The organism is Mesorhizobium sp. B2-4-14, from assembly GCF_006442155.1.
Lineage (GTDB): Bacteria > Pseudomonadota > Alphaproteobacteria > Rhizobiales > Rhizobiaceae > Mesorhizobium.
In genome coordinates, this window is record NZ_VFVA01000034.1 from 37,098 (window position 1) to 54,797 (window position 17,700).

At 58.5% G+C, this 17,700-nt stretch carries 14 protein-coding genes and 2 pseudogenes; 11 read left to right on the forward strand and 5 right to left on the reverse strand.

Annotated elements, in window-relative coordinates; genetic code table 11:
- Positions 1 to 95: 95 nt before the first annotated feature.
- Positions 96 to 505: pseudogene (locus FJ938_RS23845) on the forward strand (heme-binding protein); the annotation flags it as partial.
- Positions 506 to 576: 71 nt separating this feature from the next.
- Here FJ938_RS23845 and FJ938_RS23850 read toward each other — a convergent pair.
- Positions 577 to 1,779 carry a bifunctional 3,4-dihydroxy-2-butanone-4-phosphate synthase/GTP cyclohydrolase II gene (locus tag FJ938_RS23850; RefSeq protein WP_140698053.1) on the reverse strand — a complete coding sequence of 401 codons (1,203 nt, stop codon included), beginning with the start codon at positions 1,777 to 1,779 and terminating at the stop codon, positions 577 to 579.
- A 144-nt stretch (positions 1,780 to 1,923) separates the two neighbouring features.
- Positions 1,924 to 2,910, reverse strand: coding sequence for a D-2-hydroxyacid dehydrogenase (locus FJ938_RS23855; protein WP_140698056.1), 987 nt, complete (start codon positions 2,908 to 2,910; stop codon positions 1,924 to 1,926).
- A 268-nt stretch (positions 2,911 to 3,178) separates the two neighbouring features.
- On the opposite strand from FJ938_RS23855, the gene FJ938_RS23860 reads away from it, so the two are divergent.
- The 3 genes from FJ938_RS23860 to FJ938_RS23870 all read left to right on the forward strand — a co-directional run bounded on the left by FJ938_RS23860 (position 3,179) and on the right by FJ938_RS23870 (position 7,472).
- Positions 3,179 to 4,285, forward strand: a complete 1,107-nt coding sequence (locus FJ938_RS23860; protein ID WP_140698060.1) for an LLM class flavin-dependent oxidoreductase — start codon at positions 3,179 to 3,181, stop codon at positions 4,283 to 4,285.
- A gap of 129 nt (positions 4,286 to 4,414) precedes the next feature.
- Entirely contained in the window at positions 4,415 to 6,019 is a 1,605-nt protein-coding gene (locus FJ938_RS23865; RefSeq protein WP_140698062.1) for a GMC family oxidoreductase N-terminal domain-containing protein, read from the forward strand.
- A gap of 10 nt (positions 6,020 to 6,029) precedes the next feature.
- Positions 6,030 to 7,472: an FAD-dependent oxidoreductase gene (locus FJ938_RS23870; protein WP_246673484.1), complete on the forward strand. Its 1,443-nt coding sequence runs from the start codon at positions 6,030 to 6,032 to the stop codon at positions 7,470 to 7,472.
- Between the two features lie 14 nt (positions 7,473 to 7,486).
- Here the strand turns inward: FJ938_RS23870 and FJ938_RS23875 are convergent, their stop codons facing one another.
- Positions 7,487 to 9,475 carry a sigma-54-dependent Fis family transcriptional regulator gene (locus tag FJ938_RS23875; protein ID WP_140698066.1) on the reverse strand — a complete coding sequence of 663 codons (1,989 nt, stop codon included), beginning with the start codon at positions 9,473 to 9,475 and terminating at the stop codon, positions 7,487 to 7,489.
- Between the two features lie 274 nt (positions 9,476 to 9,749).
- On the opposite strand from FJ938_RS23875, the gene FJ938_RS23880 reads away from it, so the two are divergent.
- The 6 genes from FJ938_RS23880 to FJ938_RS23905 all read left to right on the forward strand — a co-directional run bounded on the left by FJ938_RS23880 (position 9,750) and on the right by FJ938_RS23905 (position 16,396).
- Positions 9,750 to 11,198: an NAD-dependent succinate-semialdehyde dehydrogenase gene (locus FJ938_RS23880; RefSeq protein WP_140698068.1), complete on the forward strand. Its 1,449-nt coding sequence runs from the start codon at positions 9,750 to 9,752 to the stop codon at positions 11,196 to 11,198.
- Positions 11,199 to 11,220: 22 nt separating this feature from the next.
- Positions 11,221 to 11,730 carry a flavin reductase family protein gene (locus FJ938_RS23885; RefSeq protein ID WP_246673486.1) on the forward strand — a complete coding sequence of 170 codons (510 nt, stop codon included), beginning with the start codon at positions 11,221 to 11,223 and terminating at the stop codon, positions 11,728 to 11,730.
- Between the two features lie 234 nt (positions 11,731 to 11,964).
- Complete coding sequence (locus tag FJ938_RS23890; protein ID WP_140698070.1) at positions 11,965 to 13,134, forward strand: ABC transporter ATP-binding protein; 1,170 nt, start codon at positions 11,965 to 11,967, stop codon at positions 13,132 to 13,134.
- Between the two features lie 10 nt (positions 13,135 to 13,144).
- Positions 13,145 to 14,518, forward strand: a complete 1,374-nt coding sequence (locus tag FJ938_RS23895; protein ID WP_140698073.1) for an extracellular solute-binding protein — start codon at positions 13,145 to 13,147, stop codon at positions 14,516 to 14,518.
- A 75-nt stretch (positions 14,519 to 14,593) separates the two neighbouring features.
- Positions 14,594 to 15,490 (forward strand): sugar ABC transporter permease, encoded by an 897-nt coding sequence (locus FJ938_RS23900; protein WP_140698075.1) that lies wholly within the window; start codon positions 14,594 to 14,596, stop codon positions 15,488 to 15,490.
- A 21-nt stretch (positions 15,491 to 15,511) separates the two neighbouring features.
- Complete coding sequence (locus FJ938_RS23905; RefSeq protein WP_246673488.1) at positions 15,512 to 16,396, forward strand: carbohydrate ABC transporter permease; 885 nt, start codon at positions 15,512 to 15,514, stop codon at positions 16,394 to 16,396.
- A 26-nt stretch (positions 16,397 to 16,422) separates the two neighbouring features.
- Here FJ938_RS23905 and FJ938_RS23910 read toward each other — a convergent pair whose 3' ends face one another.
- Positions 16,423 to 16,695 carry a hypothetical protein gene (locus FJ938_RS23910; protein ID WP_140698077.1) on the reverse strand — a complete coding sequence of 91 codons (273 nt, stop codon included), beginning with the start codon at positions 16,693 to 16,695 and terminating at the stop codon, positions 16,423 to 16,425.
- Positions 16,696 to 16,892: 197 nt separating this feature from the next.
- Positions 16,893 to 17,075, reverse strand: a pseudogene (locus FJ938_RS23915) (IS110 family transposase); the annotation flags it as partial.
- A 284-nt stretch (positions 17,076 to 17,359) separates the two neighbouring features.
- On the opposite strand from FJ938_RS23915, the gene FJ938_RS23920 reads away from it, so the two are divergent.
- The coding region (locus tag FJ938_RS23920) for a DUF6101 family protein (protein WP_246673490.1) at positions 17,360 to 17,700 on the forward strand (341 nt) is incomplete at its 3' end.

Here is a 17,700-nt window from a genome sequence, read left to right on the forward strand (position 1 = left end):
AAAAGCACCCCCTCAAGGGAATCCGGAACCCTCATGATTCCGGACGAGAAGGTCTTGGCAGCACCTCGTAATCAACATGGAGTCGGAGGACTTTAGTGTCTGAACTAAGCTTGGAAGTTGCAAATACCATCATCTGTGCCTCGCTGGCTAAGGCGAAGGCCGCGCAGATGAAACCCCTCGCGATCGCCGTGCTCGATGTCGGCGGCCACTTGAAAGCGTTTCAAAGGCAAGACGGCGCCTCGATGCTGAGGCATGAGATTTCCGCGGATAAGGCCTATGGGGCTTGGGGGTTGGCAAGGGTTCGCGTTGGCTCCACGAAACGGCGCTCGAGCGCCCTCGTTTCATCGAGGGTTTGAATGCGGTATCGGGCGGGCGCATCGTCCCGGTACCCGGCGGCATCCTAATATTTGACAACGAGGGCAAGTTGCTCGGAGCCGTCGGTGTCAGCGGAGATACCTCCGACAACGATGAAATTGCGGCAGTTGCCGGGATCGAAGCTTCGGGCCTAAAGGCTCAGGTTGATTGGTCCGACTTAGGTCTCCATCGAGTCTTCGAGCTGGCCTCGCTTCCAGGCAGCTACGCCAGCTCGAGTTGGTGACCAAACCTATTCTGCTTGGTTCGAAGATAATTGATGTTGGCCGCATGTGCCGCTGTGATCAAGCTTCGACGAGCGTTTACTTGAATTCCGCATTCTCGGAGAGCGGCGACTTTGAAGGGGTTATTGGTGAGCAACGTGATGTTGTCCAGGTTCAAGTCCTTCAAAATGCCGACTGCCGCCAGATAGTCGCGACTGTCGCTCGGCAGGCCAAGCGCGGTGTTTGCCTCAAGCGTGTCAAGGCCTGTGTCCTGCAGGGCGTATGTGGCGATCTTGTTAGCAAGACCGATACCGCGACCTTCCTGTCCTCTGAGATAGATTATGCAACCGCGTTGCGCCTGTTGAACGATCGTCATCGCGAGGTCCAACTGGTCACCGCAATCGCATTTTGATGACGCGAGCACGTCACCAGTCAGACATTCCGAGTGGACGCGGACGGGAAGCCCATCGTCTTGGGTGTTGCCCGTCACAAGGGCGAGGTGCTCATGGCCAGTGAGGTTATCTCGATAGGCGTAGGCCGTGAACTGGCCGAACTTTGTCGGCAACTGTGCCTCGGAAACCCTGCTAACGAATGTCTCGGTTCGCCTGCGATACGCGATCAAGTCTGCGATCGAAATCAGGCGGAGCCCGTGCTTTTCGGCAAAGCGCTCGAGCTCTGGCAGTCGCGCCATCGTTCCATCGTCATTTGCTATTTCACACAGAACGCCCGCAGCACTGAGGCCAGCAAGCCTGGCGAGATCAGCCGATGCTTCGGTGTGGCCCGGTCGCGCCAGGACGCCATTCTTTTGGGCGCGCAACGGGAATACGTGTCCCGGACGAGCAAATCCCTCTGGCCGGATGCTGGGGTCAAGCAAAGCTCGGATGGTTCTCGCACGGTCGGCTGCGGAAATTCCTGTCGAAATCCCTTCACGAAGGTCGATCGAGACCGTAAAGGCGGTTCGCATAGTCTCCGTATTTTCCGAAACCATCAAGGGAATCGCGAGTTCCTCAAGGCGGCTGGCGGGTAATGAGGTGCAAATCAGGCCGCGAGCCTCGCGCATCATGAACGCGATTGCTTCCGGCGTAACCTTTTCGGCGGCGACAATGACGTCGCCCTCGTTCTCTCGATGCTCATCATCGACTACGACAAGCATCTTGCCTTCTGCGAACGCCGCTATCGCGTGTTCTATTGTTGAGAATGGCATGGCTGTTCTCCTTCAACTCTCGTCAACGAAGAAGCATAAGCATAAGCCATGCCAAAATCGTAAGCTGTTGTTATATAAAGGCTATGACCGAGCTCCTCGGTAGCTGTCGTCTTTCTGCAGCGACATTTCGGCGAAAGAGCAGGATCAGTACCCCTGCACCGAGTCCACAACATTTCTCAGCGCTTCACCCCGGCAAAGTCGCTCAACGTTCGCTCCGAAAATCGCCAGACAGCGTTCGATGTATCCCTTGGCATCGTCGCATGAAATGTGTGGCGATATCAGTAGATTTGGAACATCCCACCACGGCGAGGTGTCGGGCAGCGGTTCGTGTTCGAAGACATCGATGATCGCGCCGGCCAGGTGACCAGCGCGTAGCGCCGCCGCGAGGGCAGCATTGTCGACCACGGGGCCCCTGGCTATGTTGAACAGACTGGATCCCTTGGGGAGAAGAGATAGCAGCCCTTCGTCAAATAGGCTTCTCGTCGCTTCGGTAAGTGGGCAACTGACGACCAGAAAGTCCACGCGCGGCAATAGATGGCGCAGTTCACCTGGCGGGTGCATTTCATCAGCCAGGGGATGTGGTTCGCCGGACCGACGAACGCCAACGATGTAAACGCCGAATGGCCGAAGCCGTTCGGCGATCGCTTCGCCTAGGGATCCGAAACCATAGATCAGGACGGTCTTGCCCGTGATGCCCGTCGAGAGGGCGCTGTCCCATCGGTGATGCCGTTGATTGGTGGCATGCCGAGGCATCCCCTCGTTCAGCATGAGCACCGCCATCGCTCCGAATGTCCCTCCCTTTTCCGCGTGGACGCCGCTGCTGTTCGTCAGAGCGGCCCCAGGGGGCAGCCAATCCAGCGGAAGGTACTTCTCGATGCCCGCACTGGTGCAATGAACGAGGCGCAGGTTGTCTCCGTGGCGGCGAATGACGGCGGTGTCAAATCCGGAACCGACAAAGAAGTCAGCCTGCTTAAGTCGGTCTGAATCGAGGTTGTCGGAGCGCCGGACCGTTATATCCAGTCGGATCGTGTCCACTCTGATCGCATGCCGGATCTGAGCTTCCGTAACTTCATACGTCGGGGCAACACCCACCTTGTTTTCGACGTAGATGCAAAACTGCTTGGTTGTCATGCCTCACCTCCACAAACATTCGACTACGCAGTGCAAGCGGCGTGCCATCGCCACACATGCCGTTCTAGGTCGACCTTCCAGGCCAGAGTGGAATGGTCGCGCAGCAATGAGACTGAGTCTCGATTGTGAGAGACGGGCGCAATGAAGCCCGTCTCCTGATCCTCAAACCTTTAGAAAATATGGCTTTGCTCGGACTGGCACGGGACTTGCTGCCCTGTTTGGCGGCGCCGCGTTCTCAGCGGCACAACGCCTAGAGGAGCGAAGAGAAATGGAACTCGGACTTTTCATGATGCCGCTGCACGACGCGCGGCGCAATTATACCGAACTGCTGCAGCAGGACAGGGAGGCCATCATCCTTGCCGACCGCCTTGGATTTTCGGAAGCCTGGGTTGGCGAGCACATCACTTGCTCGTCCGAACCGATCGCGGACCCCCTTCAGTTCATGGCGACGCTGATCAACTCCACAAACAACATCAAGTTCGCGACGGGCGTTCTCAACCTCCCGCAACAGAACCCTGCCGTTGTGGCGGCACGAGTCGCTCAGTTCGACCACCTGAGCCAGGGACGGTTCATCATGGGTGTCGGGCCTGGAGGCCTCGTCACCGATATCGAGCTGTTCGGCACCGGCGAAAAGAACCGCGCGGAGATGGTAACCGAGGCGATCGAGATCATCCACAAGATCTGGGACTCCAACCCACCGTACAACATTCGCGGGAAGTTCTGGGACATTGTCGTCGAGAAGACGCTCATTCCAAGCCTCGGCTTCGGGCCGATGCTCAAGCCGTATCAGAACCCGTACCCGCAGCTCGCCATCTCCGTGATGAGCCCTTCCTCCAGCAGCGCCCGGCAGGCTGGCGAACGAGGCTGGGCAATGGTGTCAGCCAACTTCACCCCGGCTGCGAACGTAAGGACGCACTGGGAGCAATATGTCATTGGCGCGCAAAAGACTGGACGTCGGCCGGACCGAAACAGCTGGCGCATCGCACGGTCGATCCTGGTTACCGAAACCGACCAAGAGGCGGCCGACTATCTGGCGAGCGACTATTCGTCGGTCGGCTGGTACTACGACTACATCATAGAGGACATGGCAGCCTTCAAGCTGCTGGGCGTGCTCAAGCCGTCCATCACGACGCCGGACAGCGAAATCACCCGCAAGAACTGTCTCGACTGGATGGTGATGTCAGGTTCGGCGAAAACCGTCCTGGATAAACTCGTCGCCTTCGTCGACGATGTCGGAGGGCCGTTCGGAACCCTGATCATGACACAGAAGGATTGGGACAAGCCGGACCTGCATCGCCGCTCGATGGAATTGCTCGCGACGCAGGTCATGCCCAAGCTGCGCCAGCACTGCTCGCAACTCGTTGCCGCAGAGTAAGCTTCGGCCCGAAGCCACGTGAGAGCGGCGTGTTCTCGCCGCTCTCTTTCCGTGGCAAGCCATGGCTTGCCTGAGCGGAATGCAGTTTACTACCAGCAGCGCGTCTAGATCCGCGCCAAGGGTGAATTAATGTACGATTTCATCGTCGTCGGCGGGGGTTCCGCAGGCTGCACAATCGCGTCGCGGCTGAGCGAAGATCCGGATGCGCAGGTGCTGTTGCTCGAGCAGGGACCAAGCGATTGGAATCCCTACATCCACATGCCTGTCACCTACTTCAAGACCGCCAAGGGAGACTTGCTCACTCGCTATCGCCTTGAGCCGCAACGCCATCAAGGCGGGGCAACGCCCGAGTTTGTTCAGGCAAGGGTGCTTGGCGGGGGTAGTTCGGTCAACGCGATGGTCTACATGCGCGGCTGCCCGGAAGACTACGACCGCTGGGCCGCAGATGGATGCCCCGGATGGTCCTACCGCGACGTCCTGCCGTATTTCAGGCGCGCCGAGGACAACGAGAGGTTTGGTGGCGAGGTCCACGGGCAAGGGGGGCCGCTCGGTGTCTCTGACCAGCGCTATACTCACTACCTGACCAAAGCGTGGCTTCGTGCCTGCCAGGATATGGGCATCAACTACAATCCGGATTTTAACTCGGGCTCGCAGGCAGGCTGTGGCCTCTATCAGGTGACGATGCGCAACGGTAGACGAAGCAGCGCGGCAGTAGCTTACCTGAAGCCGGCACGCCTCCGGAAAAACCTCACGATCAAGACCAATGCGAAGGCGCTGAGCCTAATCATCGAGTCCGGCCGTGCCGTCGGCGTAAAATATCTGGAGAATGGTCGGCCGACCGAAGCCAGGGCCGGCAGCGAGGTCGTCGTAAGCTCGGGTGCCATCGGTTCCCCGCATCTGCTGCTGCTGTCGGGTATCGGACCAGCCGATCATCTGCGTTCTGTCGGCGTGCCTGTTGTGCATGACCTTCCGGGAGTGGGCCAGAACCTTCAGGATCATTTCGACATGTTCCTGATCTACGACCTCACGGGGCCCCACAGCTACGACAAGTACAAGAAATTGCACTGGCAAGCGTGGGCCGGGCTACAGTACGCCCTGTTCGGCAGCGGACCTGTTAATTCCAACATCTGCGAAGGCGGTTTGCTCTGGTATGGCGACGCGGCAGATCCCTTGCCAAGCCTGCAGTACCATTTCCTCCCCGGTGCCGGTGTCGAAGAGGGGGCTGAATCGACACCTAGTGGCAATGGCTGCACCGTGAACGTCTATCAATCGCGGCCGTTGTCGCGAGGGACTATCACGCTCCGTAGCAGCGATCCCATGAAGTCACCGGCGGTCGATCCAAATTATCTCGCTGAGCTTAGCGACATCGAATGCCTTGCCGAGGGAGTTCGTATCGGACAGGAAATTCTCGCCCAGCCGGCTTTGAAAAAGTACGTCAGGAAGCCTATCCGGCCTGACCGGATTCTGACCAGCAAGGCGGACAGAATGGAGTTTGTCCGACGTACCGGGCAGGGAGCATTGCATCCATCCGGTGCCTGCAAGATGGGGACGGATCCGCTCGCTGTTGTCGACCCTTTCCTGAGAGTGCACGGCCTCTCGGGACTGCGGGTCGCGGACAGCTCAATTATGCCGCGCGTCGTCTCAGGCAACCTGAACGCGCCGACGATAATGATTGGCGAGCGCGCGTCGGAATTCATAAGGGGCAACCGGGCCGCAAAGCAACAGGTAGCATAGCAGTCGACACATGCGCACGATCCGCCTCTCTGCTTCTTTGGACAATCAAAACCCATCCGAGTTCTCCTGGTGGCAGAAGGATCTGCGGCGCGAAAGCGCCGTTTCGACGGCTCCTCCACTGATGGGAAAGAAGTCGTCAGACACTGTCATTGTCGGCGGCGGATTTACGGGCATGTGGGCAGCTCTGGCCCTCAAGCGGAGAGATCCCGGCCGCAGTGTTATAGTCTTGGAAGCCGGACGATGCGGAGATGGTGCCAGCAGCCGCAACGGCGGGAACGTTCACGGATATTGGGGTGCCATTCAGTCGCTAAGCGCGCTTCTGGGCCGTGACAAGGCTATGGAGGTAGCGCGGCTTGGAACGCGCGCGCAGGACGGCATACGGGCATTTGCGACTGCGCCTGGCCGCAGCACTTGGTGGAGGGAAGACGGATATCTGCGGGTCGCGGCCAGCACGGCTCAGAAGAAGAGCGTGGCCTCGCTGCTGTCGGCCGCTCGAGATCTCGGTGTGCCCCATACGGTTCGCGGTCTGAATGCGATCGAGCTCGCAGCCTATTGCAGTTCGCACGCCTTCAGCATGGGCCTCCTGTTCAGCGAAGGCGCTACAGTCAATCCCGCTCGCCTGTCGAATGCCTTGCGTGAGGCGGTGCTCGCTGCCGGAGTGCAGGTATTCGAACTATCTCCCGCACTTGAGATCGCGTCCGGACCGCCATGCCAGGTGGCCGTCCGGTCAGGCGAGGTCGTCGCAAACTCAGTCATCCTGGCCAACTACACGGGCGCGCTTGTCCTTCCGGAAGTAGCATCGCGAACGACGATCTTTTCGAGCTTCCCGGTCATGTCCAATCCGTCTCCGGAAGCACTGGCCGCATCGAACTGGACCTCCGGGCGTGGAATGGCCGACTTGCGAATGTTCCAACATTATTTTCGGACAACGCCAGACGGACGGGTACTTGTTGGCTCTGGGTCCGGCCGCATGTCGCTGGGGCGCGACGATACCAACCCCATACTGCGGCGCGACCGCCAAAGCACGGATCGGGCTGCTGCAGCGCTTGCGCGCTTTCTGCCCGCCGTCGCAAGCGCGGGGATCGACACGACCTGGGGCTGGCCGATCGAGGTATCGTCCGACCGTTTGCCATTCTTCGGAACGTTGCCGGGAACGCAAATCCACTACGGCTGTGGTTACACGGGCCACGGCATCAATGCGACGTACATCGGAGGCGAAACCCTCGCCTCGCTTGCCCTCCAGACGAAAGACGAATGGTCGCTTTCACCATTCTGCACCAGGCGACAGCCCAAATTGCCTCCAGAACCATTCCGCTTTTTCGGCGGGCGATTTGTTCAGTGGGGCGTATTGAACTGCGAAGATGCGGAGGACTTGGGAGAGCAGGGGACTTGGATTGGCAAGTTCGCAGCCAGCTTGCCTGGAAGGCTAGGCCTTCGCATTGGCGTACGGTGACAGCCTAACCATCGCTATCCTAATTCCAGGCCGTGCTTTTTGAGCTTGCGATACAGAGTGGCTCGGCTCACTCCAAGGCGAAACGCGCAGTCCTCTGCATTTCCCCCTGACTGTTTGATGGCATGCTCGAGAGCGTTTCTTTCAGCATTGGCAATGATCGCCTTGGCGTTGCCTTCAGAAAAACTCGAAGCCTTGTCGAGGGCATCGGACCGCTCGGCACGTTGAGGGGATGCCAGATCGCTTCCGCGCGGCGAGGCCTCAGGGCCGTCGAAAGCAGGGGCGACAAAAAAACCGCCCGAACTCAGGTGCTCCACATCAATCTTGGCGTCATCTGCGATCATGACTCCCCGCTGGATGACGTTTCGCAACTCGCGAATGTTCCCCGGCCAGTTGTGGTGCCGGAGTGCGACTCTCGCCCTGTCTGTCAGCTCAAGACGTCGATTGCCCTGGTACTGAAGAACGATGGTGTCGATGATGCGATCTAGGTCTTTCCGTTCCCGCAGCGACGGGATGGAGACAACGACACCTGCAAGGCGATGGTAAAGGTCCCTTCGAAACCTTCCTTGCTCAACCGCGGTGGCTAGATCCTGATTTGTCGCAGCGATGACTTGCGTGTCGACATGTCGGAGCTTTCCGCTTCCCAGAGGCGACACCTCGGCAGTTTCAAGGAACCGCAGCAATCGTGTCTGCAGAACCAAGGGCATGTCCCCCACTTCATCGAGGAAGAGGGTGCCGCCATCCGATTCGACGATGCGCCCAGAATTTCCGTCCCTGTTGGCGCCAGTGAACGCTCCGGTGGCATAGCCAAACAGTTCGCTGTCGATCAGCGATTCTGGAACCGCAGAGCAGTTAAACGCAACGAAGGGCCCTCCGGACCGCATACTGTCGTCGTGCAGCGCCCGGGCCAAGGTGTCCTTGCCTACGCCCGTTTCTCCCAACAGCAAGATATGAAGCCCGGACCCTATGAAGCGGCGCAGCAGAGTGACGCTTTGGCGCATCTTCTCGTCGTCGCCCACGCAGTCGCTGAGAGTAGGCCTGTATCGGATAGGTGGCACTGGCTTCTTGTCCGACACTGCAGGTTTTGAAGATGACGGACCCAGCGCGCGCGGACGAGTGCCTCGAATTTCAAATTCTCGTGCAGTCCCGATTTGACGGAGGCGAGTTTCCTTTTCGTAGATCGCCTCTAGCGTCGATACTTCCTTTGATTTTTCGAACAGGCCCCACAAACTTCGCGATCCGAACGCGTTCTCGTTAAGCGACAATAGTTGGCGCGCGGCCCTGCTTGCACCAACCAGACGGCAATCGAGATCGACGGCGAGCATTGCTGGTGCGAGCGGATTACCGCTCAGGTTCAGTATTGCGTTCTTGGCAAAGCGGTCGCGAAAATATCGCCTCTCCAGCCGCCGGGCCACGTTCTGTGCCACACCGAACACGACCTTCTGAGTGCTCTCCTGGACAGCAGGGTTGCGCGTTGAGAAATTCACGACACCAAGCAAATTGCCGTCGGGGTCGAAGAAAGGGGCACCGACGCAGGCCTGGGCCGTGAAATCGGCAAAGAAATGATCGCTCAGGAGCACGGCTGTAGGCTGCAGGTTCCGGATAGCGGTCCCGATAGCATTCGTGCCGCCCACCTCTTCGCTCCAAACGGCACCGACGCGGTCCGTTGAGCAATGGTAGGTGTTGTCGCGGCTGCGGCGCTCCGCGAGAATGGTGCCGTGAGAATTTGTGATGTAGGCGCTATAGCCACCCTCCTGGATAATCGCTAGCGCGCCCTCAAGTTCCTCGCATGCCATGGCGAGGTCATTGTCAAACAACTCGCGCTCCAGCTTGAGCTCGCGTTGCGAAAGATCGACGATCTTGGGTTTCGTGGGATCCAGCTTGTGCTCGCCGATACAGCGAATCCACGACTCGGCACGCCAATCCTTACGCGCAGTCACTTCCGCCGTCGAAAGCGACTGAACAGTCGACTCAATTTGGGCTAGATGATCCTTCGCACGGTCCATAAGCTGAGACTGGTTAGACCTCCGACCCGGCTAACGAGTTTGTCATGAGATACGTCAAAGCCGTTGGAGTCAACCGCTTTGCGACCTCAGTCTCAAATGTGAGACTACCGCATCCAACTGCGCTGATTTCCTGAATGCGTGGCCATCTTCTGCGGGTGGCACAGGGCTTGCTTGGCGCTCCCCATCTTCTTTTGTCGAATGCGCGCCACCGCGAGGCGCTCATTCGCCGAATGTGGTTCAGCGCGAGCAAGTCTCGCCAATTGCGAGGAAAGAGATGGCTTATCGAGACGTGAAACTTTTCATCAACGGCGAGTGGTCGGATGCCGAAGGACGGCGGACCATCGATGTCGATAACCCGGCGACCGGCGAGCGTCTGGGCACAGTCGCACATGCTGACAGGAAAGACCTCGTGCGCGCAGTTCAGGCGGTTGAACAGGGTTTCGCCATTTGGAGTGCAATGTCAGCTTATGAACGAAGCAAGATCATCAGGCGCGCCGCGGACATACTGCGCGCCCGTCTGGACGAAATTGCGCGTATCCTGACGATGGATGAGGGCAAGCCTCTAGCTGAATCCCGCCTTGAGGTGGGTTCCTGTGCCGATCTCCTGGACTGGTTCGCCGAGGAGGGGCGCCGAACCTACGGCCGCCTCATCCCGGCTCGCGGTGTGGCGATTAGCCAGTTCGCTTTGAAGGATCCGGTCGGACCGGCGGTTGGCTTCACGCCGTGGAACTTTCCAATGAGCCAAATCGTGAGGAAGCTTGGGCCCGCGCTTGCCGCTGGCTGCTCGATCATCGTCAAGGGGCCCGAGGAAGCTCCAGGGGCTCCGGCACAGCTTTTCCAGGCCCTAGAGGAAGCGGGATTGCCGCCCGGCGTGGCCAATCTTGTTTTTGGCCCGCCCGCCGAGGTCTCGGAGTTTCTCGTGCCTCATCCGGTGATACGAAAAGTCTCGTTCACGGGTTCAGTCGCAGTCGGAAAGCACTTGGCTGCCATGGCTGGCAGCCACATGAAACGCGTGACGATGGAGCTTGGAGGGCATGCGCCCGTCATCATAGCGGATGATGCCAATCTGGATATGGCCGCAAGGGCTTTGACGGCATCGAAGTTCCGCAACGCGGGCCAGGTATGCATTTCACCGACGCGGTTTCTCGTGCAGGCCGGCGCGTACGAACCCTTCATGGAGAGATTTCTGGAAAACGTGGCCAAGATCAATGTGGGCAACGGCCTTGAAGATGGCGTGACCATGGGTCCCCTGATAGGACAGAAGCGACGCGCCGCGGTGGAGGCCATCGTCGAGGACGCGGTGGCCAAAGGTGCGCGCGTGGAAGCCGGCGGCCAGCGAATTGGCAACCAGGGCTACTTCTATGCGCCCACTGTCCTGTCAGATGTCAAGCTGGGCATGCGGGCACTCAACGAGGAGCCTTTCGGCCCGATCGCCTTGGTGAGCCGTTTCAAGGACCTCGACGAGGCATTGGCCGAAGCCAATCGGCTGCCATTCGGGCTCGGCTCCTATGCTTGGACATCAAGCGCCGCCACGGCCAACGTTCTTGCACGCAAGGTCCAGGCCGGGATGCTCAGCATCAACCACATCGGGCTGGGCTTACCTGAAACACCGTACGGCGGAGTCAAGGACTCCGGATACGGCTATGAGGGCGGAAGCGAAGCGCTTGAGGCGTATCTCAACACACGCTTCGTGACGCACGACACGGCACTGGTACCCTCATAGACAGTAGGCGAGGAGCAAGATCGTGATTAGAGCTGACGATTTTCGCGAGGCCATGCAGCGATTTGCTGGTCCCGTTACAGCCATTACGACAATAGAAAACGGTACTCCCAGTGGGCTGATGGCAACCGCCGTTTGCAGCCTTTCTGCCGATCCGCCGTCGATAATCGTATGCATAAATAAAACTGCAACGGCGCACGACGCAGTTCTGCGGCAAGGGTTCTTCGGATGCAGCGTGCTGCCCGATACGCTTCGGGCGTTCGCAGAGCACTTCGCCCGAGCCAAGGGCACCGACAGATTTGAGGGCGCGCTTTGGATCATGCAGGAAACCGGCGCGCCCCTGCTTGCGGGCTCTTCCGTCGCTTTTGATTGCCGGATCGCGGCGACGTACGACGGATACTCGCATTCGATCGTTGTAGGCATCATTCACGACATCCTTTTGCCGAATGAAAATGCCGATCGTTGCATGCTGTGGCATCGCAAGGGATTTGTGCGCGTAGCGGGAATGGAAGAAGCTGAGCGGCACGCTGACTGAAGCGGTACGCTCCCACTCGGGTTGATTTCGCTGGCGCGTTCCCGGAAGTCTCAATGCTGAGACGTAAGCTAAGTCAGCAAGTGCGTCTCAAGCGACGGAAAAGATCGGCGAGACCATCCTGATAAAAGTGTCGTATTTCAAAAGCTTAGGTAGAGGTCGAGAATCTGGCACGGTTCGTGCTTGACATGAATTGAGCAGTCCGGCGAGACCTGGAAGAAGGAAGCGCGAGAGCCGATGACGAAAGTTCGATTTGAGCGTGTCTCCAAAATGTTTGGAGACTACACCGCGGTACAAGAACTCAATTTCGAGATCAACGATGGCGAGTTCCTGGTGCTCGTCGGTCCCTCGGGTTGCGGAAAGACGACGACGTTGAGAATGCTCGCGGGGTTGGAGACACCATCCTATGGGCGGATCTGGATAGACGACAAGGACGTAACGCTGCTTCCTCCGGGGGAGCGGGGCATCTCGATGGTCTTCCAGAGTTATGCCCTTTATCCGCACATGACGGTTGCGAAGAACCTGTCATTCGGGATGGAAGTGAGGCACGAGCCCAAGGCGCAGCGTACGGAGCGCGTTCGACGCGTTGCCGAGATGCTCGGCCTAACTTCCATGCTGGACCGCAAACCTGCGGCACTATCCGGTGGTCAGAGGCAGCGCGTCGCTCTCGGCCGCGCCATGATCCACGAGCCGAAGCTCTTTCTCCTGGATGAGCCGCTCTCCAACCTGGATGCCGCGCTTCGCGCCCAAATGCGATTTGAAATCTCCGACCTTCAGAAGAGGTTGGGCATCCCTACCGTTTATGTGACGCACGATCAGGTGGAGGCGATGACGATGGGTCATCGCATAGCCGTATTCGCTCGCGGTCGCCTGATGCAGATCGGCACCCCACAAGAGTTGTTTCGCAACCCGTTGAATCGAGAGGTCGCAAGTTTTATCGGCTCTCCCAAGATGAACATCGTCGATGGCGATCTCTTCGGGATCGAATCGCGTGCATCCGTTCGGCTCCTCGGCGGCTCATTCAAGTTGTCCGACATGCAGGTTGCTGCTCTTTCGCAAAAGGCGAAACCCAAAGTGCAGGGCGGCATCAGGCCCCAGGACTTGCACTGGGTGCAAGATGCTCCCTCCCGCTGCGATCAGCGCATTTCGGGCAGGGTCATCAGCATCGAAACCACGGGCGCTGAATCGTTCGTGATGGTCAAGATCGGCGAGGCGCTGGTGAACGCAAAGTTCCCAAGCTTCGCTCCCGTGAAAGTCGACGACAATGTCGACCTTGCATTCGACATCCACGACCTCCACCTCTTCGACCCGGAAACTGGCGATGCGCTGCTGACAATCGACGTAAATGCCCACAAGCCGGGCAGCTTGTCGCCTTTCGACCCATCTCTAACCGTGCAGCACAAATAAGGGGAATAGCATGCGCAATAGAAACAAAATATCGCAGAGAGTCATTCTCGGTTCTCTTGCGATTACGGCAACAATGATTGCTTTCCAAGCGCCTGCCTTTGCGCAGGACAAGGTCACGCTCAGGATCGCGTATTCTCAGGACTTCGTCCCGCTGACTCCAGAGCTCGGAAAAGCATACTGGGCGAGCGTCATCGACCAATTCCAGAAGGCCAACCCGAACGTTACCGTCGAGGCCATCCCAGTCCCTGGAAGCTACAAGGATTTCGAGAACAAGATGGGGCTGCTCTACCGCTCGCCCGATACGGCGCCGGACCTGGCAGAACTCTCCAACCAGAACATCGTCCAATGGATTGAAAGCGGCTACCTGGCCGATCTTAGCGAGTACGCTGCTAAGTCCGACTGGTACAAGACGATCCCGGACTCCGTGAAGGCAGAGTACACCCTCGACGGGAAAACATACGGAATCAGCCACGGCGAGAACGAGATGGGTCTCCTCTACGACAAGACCCTCTTCAACAAGGCAGGCATCGCGATGCCTTGGGAGCCGAAGTCCTGGAAGGACGTTCTCGACGCGGCACGCAAGATCAAGTCTTCAAGCCCTGATGCCTGGCCGCTTTGGCTGTCCACCGGCACCGCGCAGGGAGCCAGCGCGGCATCCTACGGACCGAACAGCCTTCTGCTGGGATCATCCGATCCGACCATTTACGATGCCGGCAGCCAGAAATGGGTGGTGGATAGCAAGGGTATCCGTGAGGTGATCGACGCCTATCGGACGGCATCGGCCGAAGGACTGCTTGCTCCGGCCTCTCAGCTCCTCAATGCGACTGCGATCGCCACGCCCCCTACGGAAATCCCCAATCATCATATCGGGATCACACTGGCTGGCAACTGGTTCAGCCTGCAATGGGTCAAGAAGGTGTCCGCACCCTACTATCCGAATGCCAAAGATGAGGTGGGTTATGCTCCGTTGCCCACCGTGAATGGCCAAGCACCCGGGGTTGGGTCCGCGCTCAGCGGTTGGGGCAGTTCGATCTACGCCAACTCCAAAAACAAGGACATCGCCTGGAAGTTCATCGAACTGCAGATGACGAAAGGCAATATCCTGACAGCGGCATTGAATGGATGGACGCCGCCAACCCCTGAAGCCAGGCAGGACAAGGACTGGTTGGCGTTGGATCCATTCCAGGAGGGCTTCCAGAAGCTCTTGCCGCAATCCGTCGGCATACCTCTCAAGGCGGGCTACCCGGTCTGGGCCATGGGCTTCATCACCGCTACAGAGGCTGTTGTGCTCGACCCGACGGTGTCGGTCGACGATGCGGTCCAGAAGATGAACGACTATGTCGCCAACCAACTTGGTGCCGACCAGGTGATGGTCAAGAAATAATCTGCCAATCGGTTATGTGACAATTGCAAGGATCAAGCCGTGGGAAGAGCTCTCGAACCCAAAAAGGTGACTACGATGGTGATGCCTCGGCTTGATCGACAGCGATACGAATGGAGCAGCGCCCTCCTACTTTCCCCGGCGGCGCTGCTGTTGCTGGGAATGTTCGTGGTGCCTATCGCCTACGCGTTCTATTTGGGTCTGACCAACCTCCAGCTCATTGGGGCGAATGCTCTCCACTATCGGTTCACGGGCACGTACAACATCCTGTATATGTTCCGCGACAAGGAGTTCTATCACTCCGTACTGCTTACCATCTACTTTGTGGTCGGCGCTGGCGCGATAGCCTCGACGGTCGTGGGATTGATTCTCGCGATGTTGATGGAAAAGGCTCTCCCGGCTCTCGGCACCATGGTTGGTGCTCTCGCGATGCTCGCCTGCATCCTTCCGCCGGCAACGGTGGCGGTTGTTTGGTTTGCAGTGTCGACCGCTGGCGGTGTCCTTCCGACAGTTCTGGGAATGCCTGGCTCCGATCTGCTGTTCAAGTTCCCGATGACGATCGTCTCCGCGGCCAATGCCTGGTCCTTATGCGGCCTGTCCATGCTCATGTTCGCCGCGGCGCTGAAGAATATCCCCCGGGACATGATCGAAGCCGCCATGCTCGAAAACGCCTCAGGAGCACAGCGATTGTGGCGCATTACCCTTCCCATGCTAAGGCCCACCATCATGACTTCGGTGCTGATGATGACGCTTCTGTCCTTTGGGAATTTTACGCTCGTCTTCATGATGACGGGTGGCGGTCCAGGTGGGAAAACCAACATCCTGCCCGTCTATTCCTACCTGCAGGGCTTCAGCTTCAGCAATTTGGCCTACGGTGCCCTGCTTGGTAACGTCATTGTCGTTATGGCCGCGTTGCTTGGATTGGCCTTTGTCGGCATCGACCGCTGGCTAAATCGGGCTCAAAAAATCGCCTAGAAGTATTCGAGGAGGCCACCAATGAGCATCATTGTTGAAGAAGGGCGCTTCAGGGCCGCAGGTTCGGTTTTGGATGATGCGCCCAAGGTAAAGGATCGCCGTTTCACGCTAGATCGCGCGGCCGTCAACGCGTCACTGCTTTTCTGCGGTCTGCTTTTCGTTCTGCCGCTCACCTGGCTGATCGTTGCGTCAGTTGACGCTACGGCGAGCCGACAGGTCCATCTTCCAACGCTAACGATGGATAACTTCTATTCCGTCGCCGAACCCGGGCGCATGCGGGGAATCTTGAACAGCGTCATTATTTCGATGATCGCCACCATCATCGCGACGGTTCCGTCCATTTTTGCAGGCTATGCCTTCTCGCGTCGTTACATTCCGTTCAAAAGCGCGACGCTGTTGATTGTTCTGTTCCTGTCCGGCGTGCCGATCAACATCGTGATCGTGCCGGTCTACCAGATATTCGCATCTCTGAACTGGTTGTCGATGATCCCGACCGCGGTGTTCTTGGGCGTGACTTCGCTTCCGTTCGTGCTCTTCATCGTCAAGAATGCGATCGATGCCATCCCACTCGACCTTGAGGAGTCGGCGCGGATCGAGGGTGCGAATACAGCCCAAATTTTGTGGCGCGTGGTCGTGCCGCTAGCCATGCCTGGCATCGCTGCCGGTGCCATATTCGCCTTCGTTAACACATGGGGGAATTTCCTGGCTCCGCTGGTCCTCATCACATCGTCGGACATGCAACCTAGCCCGGTAAAGATCTTCTCCTTCCTGGCCGCCAACGTCACACGGTACGGGGGCGTAGCGGCGTACTCCATTGTCTATTCTGCGCCAGTCGTAATTCTATACCTGGTGCTCAACCGTGTGTTTCGTAAGGGCTTTGTCTTGGGCGGCGCGGTTCGAGGCTAAGCAATTTTTGGACCACCGCTCACCTCTCAGCAACTGGAGCCGTCCAACACCTCGTTGGGCGGCCTATTTTCTTTTTCTTCGGAAGTCCCTCTTCGATGCTCGCGCTCGGGGGGCGCGGCGGTCGAACGCAGGCAGGCCGTAAACTGATGCGGATCGGGATTGCGACAGGCTAGGAAACGGCGGCCTTCGCTTTCGACGAACGACTGCCCGGCCAGGCGCGCCATTGCTACAGGGCGGCGTGTCGCCGACAGCGTCGTCGGCATCATGCCGATCATCATCGTCGCCATGGTCACCGTCATCGTCGATTACATTGCCGACAGATGACGCTGATGATCGGCATACTGAGCATGACCATGGTGCGCGTGAGTGATGAGCGGCCCCATCCCTTGGCGATTGACGGACCCCTCCGATCGACGCGACCAACCTAGCGTGCCGCCTGCCCGACCGACCTTGCCTCAAGCGGATGCCGAGAACGACTTCAGCGGGTGGCGGAGGCGTTCTCCAGGTCAAGGAACTTGGCCTTATTGCGTCGGTGGGTCAGCAGAAACCGCGTTCGGTAGCAGCTTTCCGAAAGGCCTGTCGGAACCAGCAGGTGCGCAATGATGTGGGCGATGCCCAGCGCATCGGGCTTGTCGGTCTCGTTGCGCTGCGTCGACATTGCGCCGCGTACACACTCCGTTGCATAGCGCAGCCGACGGTCCCTTTAGCCAAAGTTACCGAAAAATTGATATAAATTAGTAATCGCTAATGCAGAATGCACTGCTATTTCTGTGGCAGTAGGACGTTTGCTTAGAGTTCGAATGGGGTACATCCATTCGACCTCAATGAGGGGTGGAGATTGCGGAGGCACGCAGCTGTTGCTGGATGCAAGCCGAAGACGGCGGCGCCGCAAAGGATGCGGGCCCACTCGGGGCATTCGTTGCGTGCTGTGCTTCAGGCCCCTTCTCTTTCCAGGTGCCAGTGATGAACGATGGTGAGCGGACTCATACTGAACCGGAGACGAGCTCTTGGACCGGCCGCAACAGGCGTCTCGACCCATCACGCCTGCCGGAGACGGTGAGCTACACCACGAGTGACAACTATGGCGACGTGACCTTCACGCTCAACCAGCGTGGTGTGGTGGTCCGACGCATGCAGGATTTAAGCGGCGCACCGACAATCATTGCCCTTCCCGCCAAGGTATTCCGCGGCGTGGCCGCCTGCGCGATGGAGGATCCGGATGGAAAAATCACATCGGAGCTCAAGCTTCTGCACATTGATCCGACGCTGACGGTGCCGATGATAGTGTCCTACTATCTCGAACT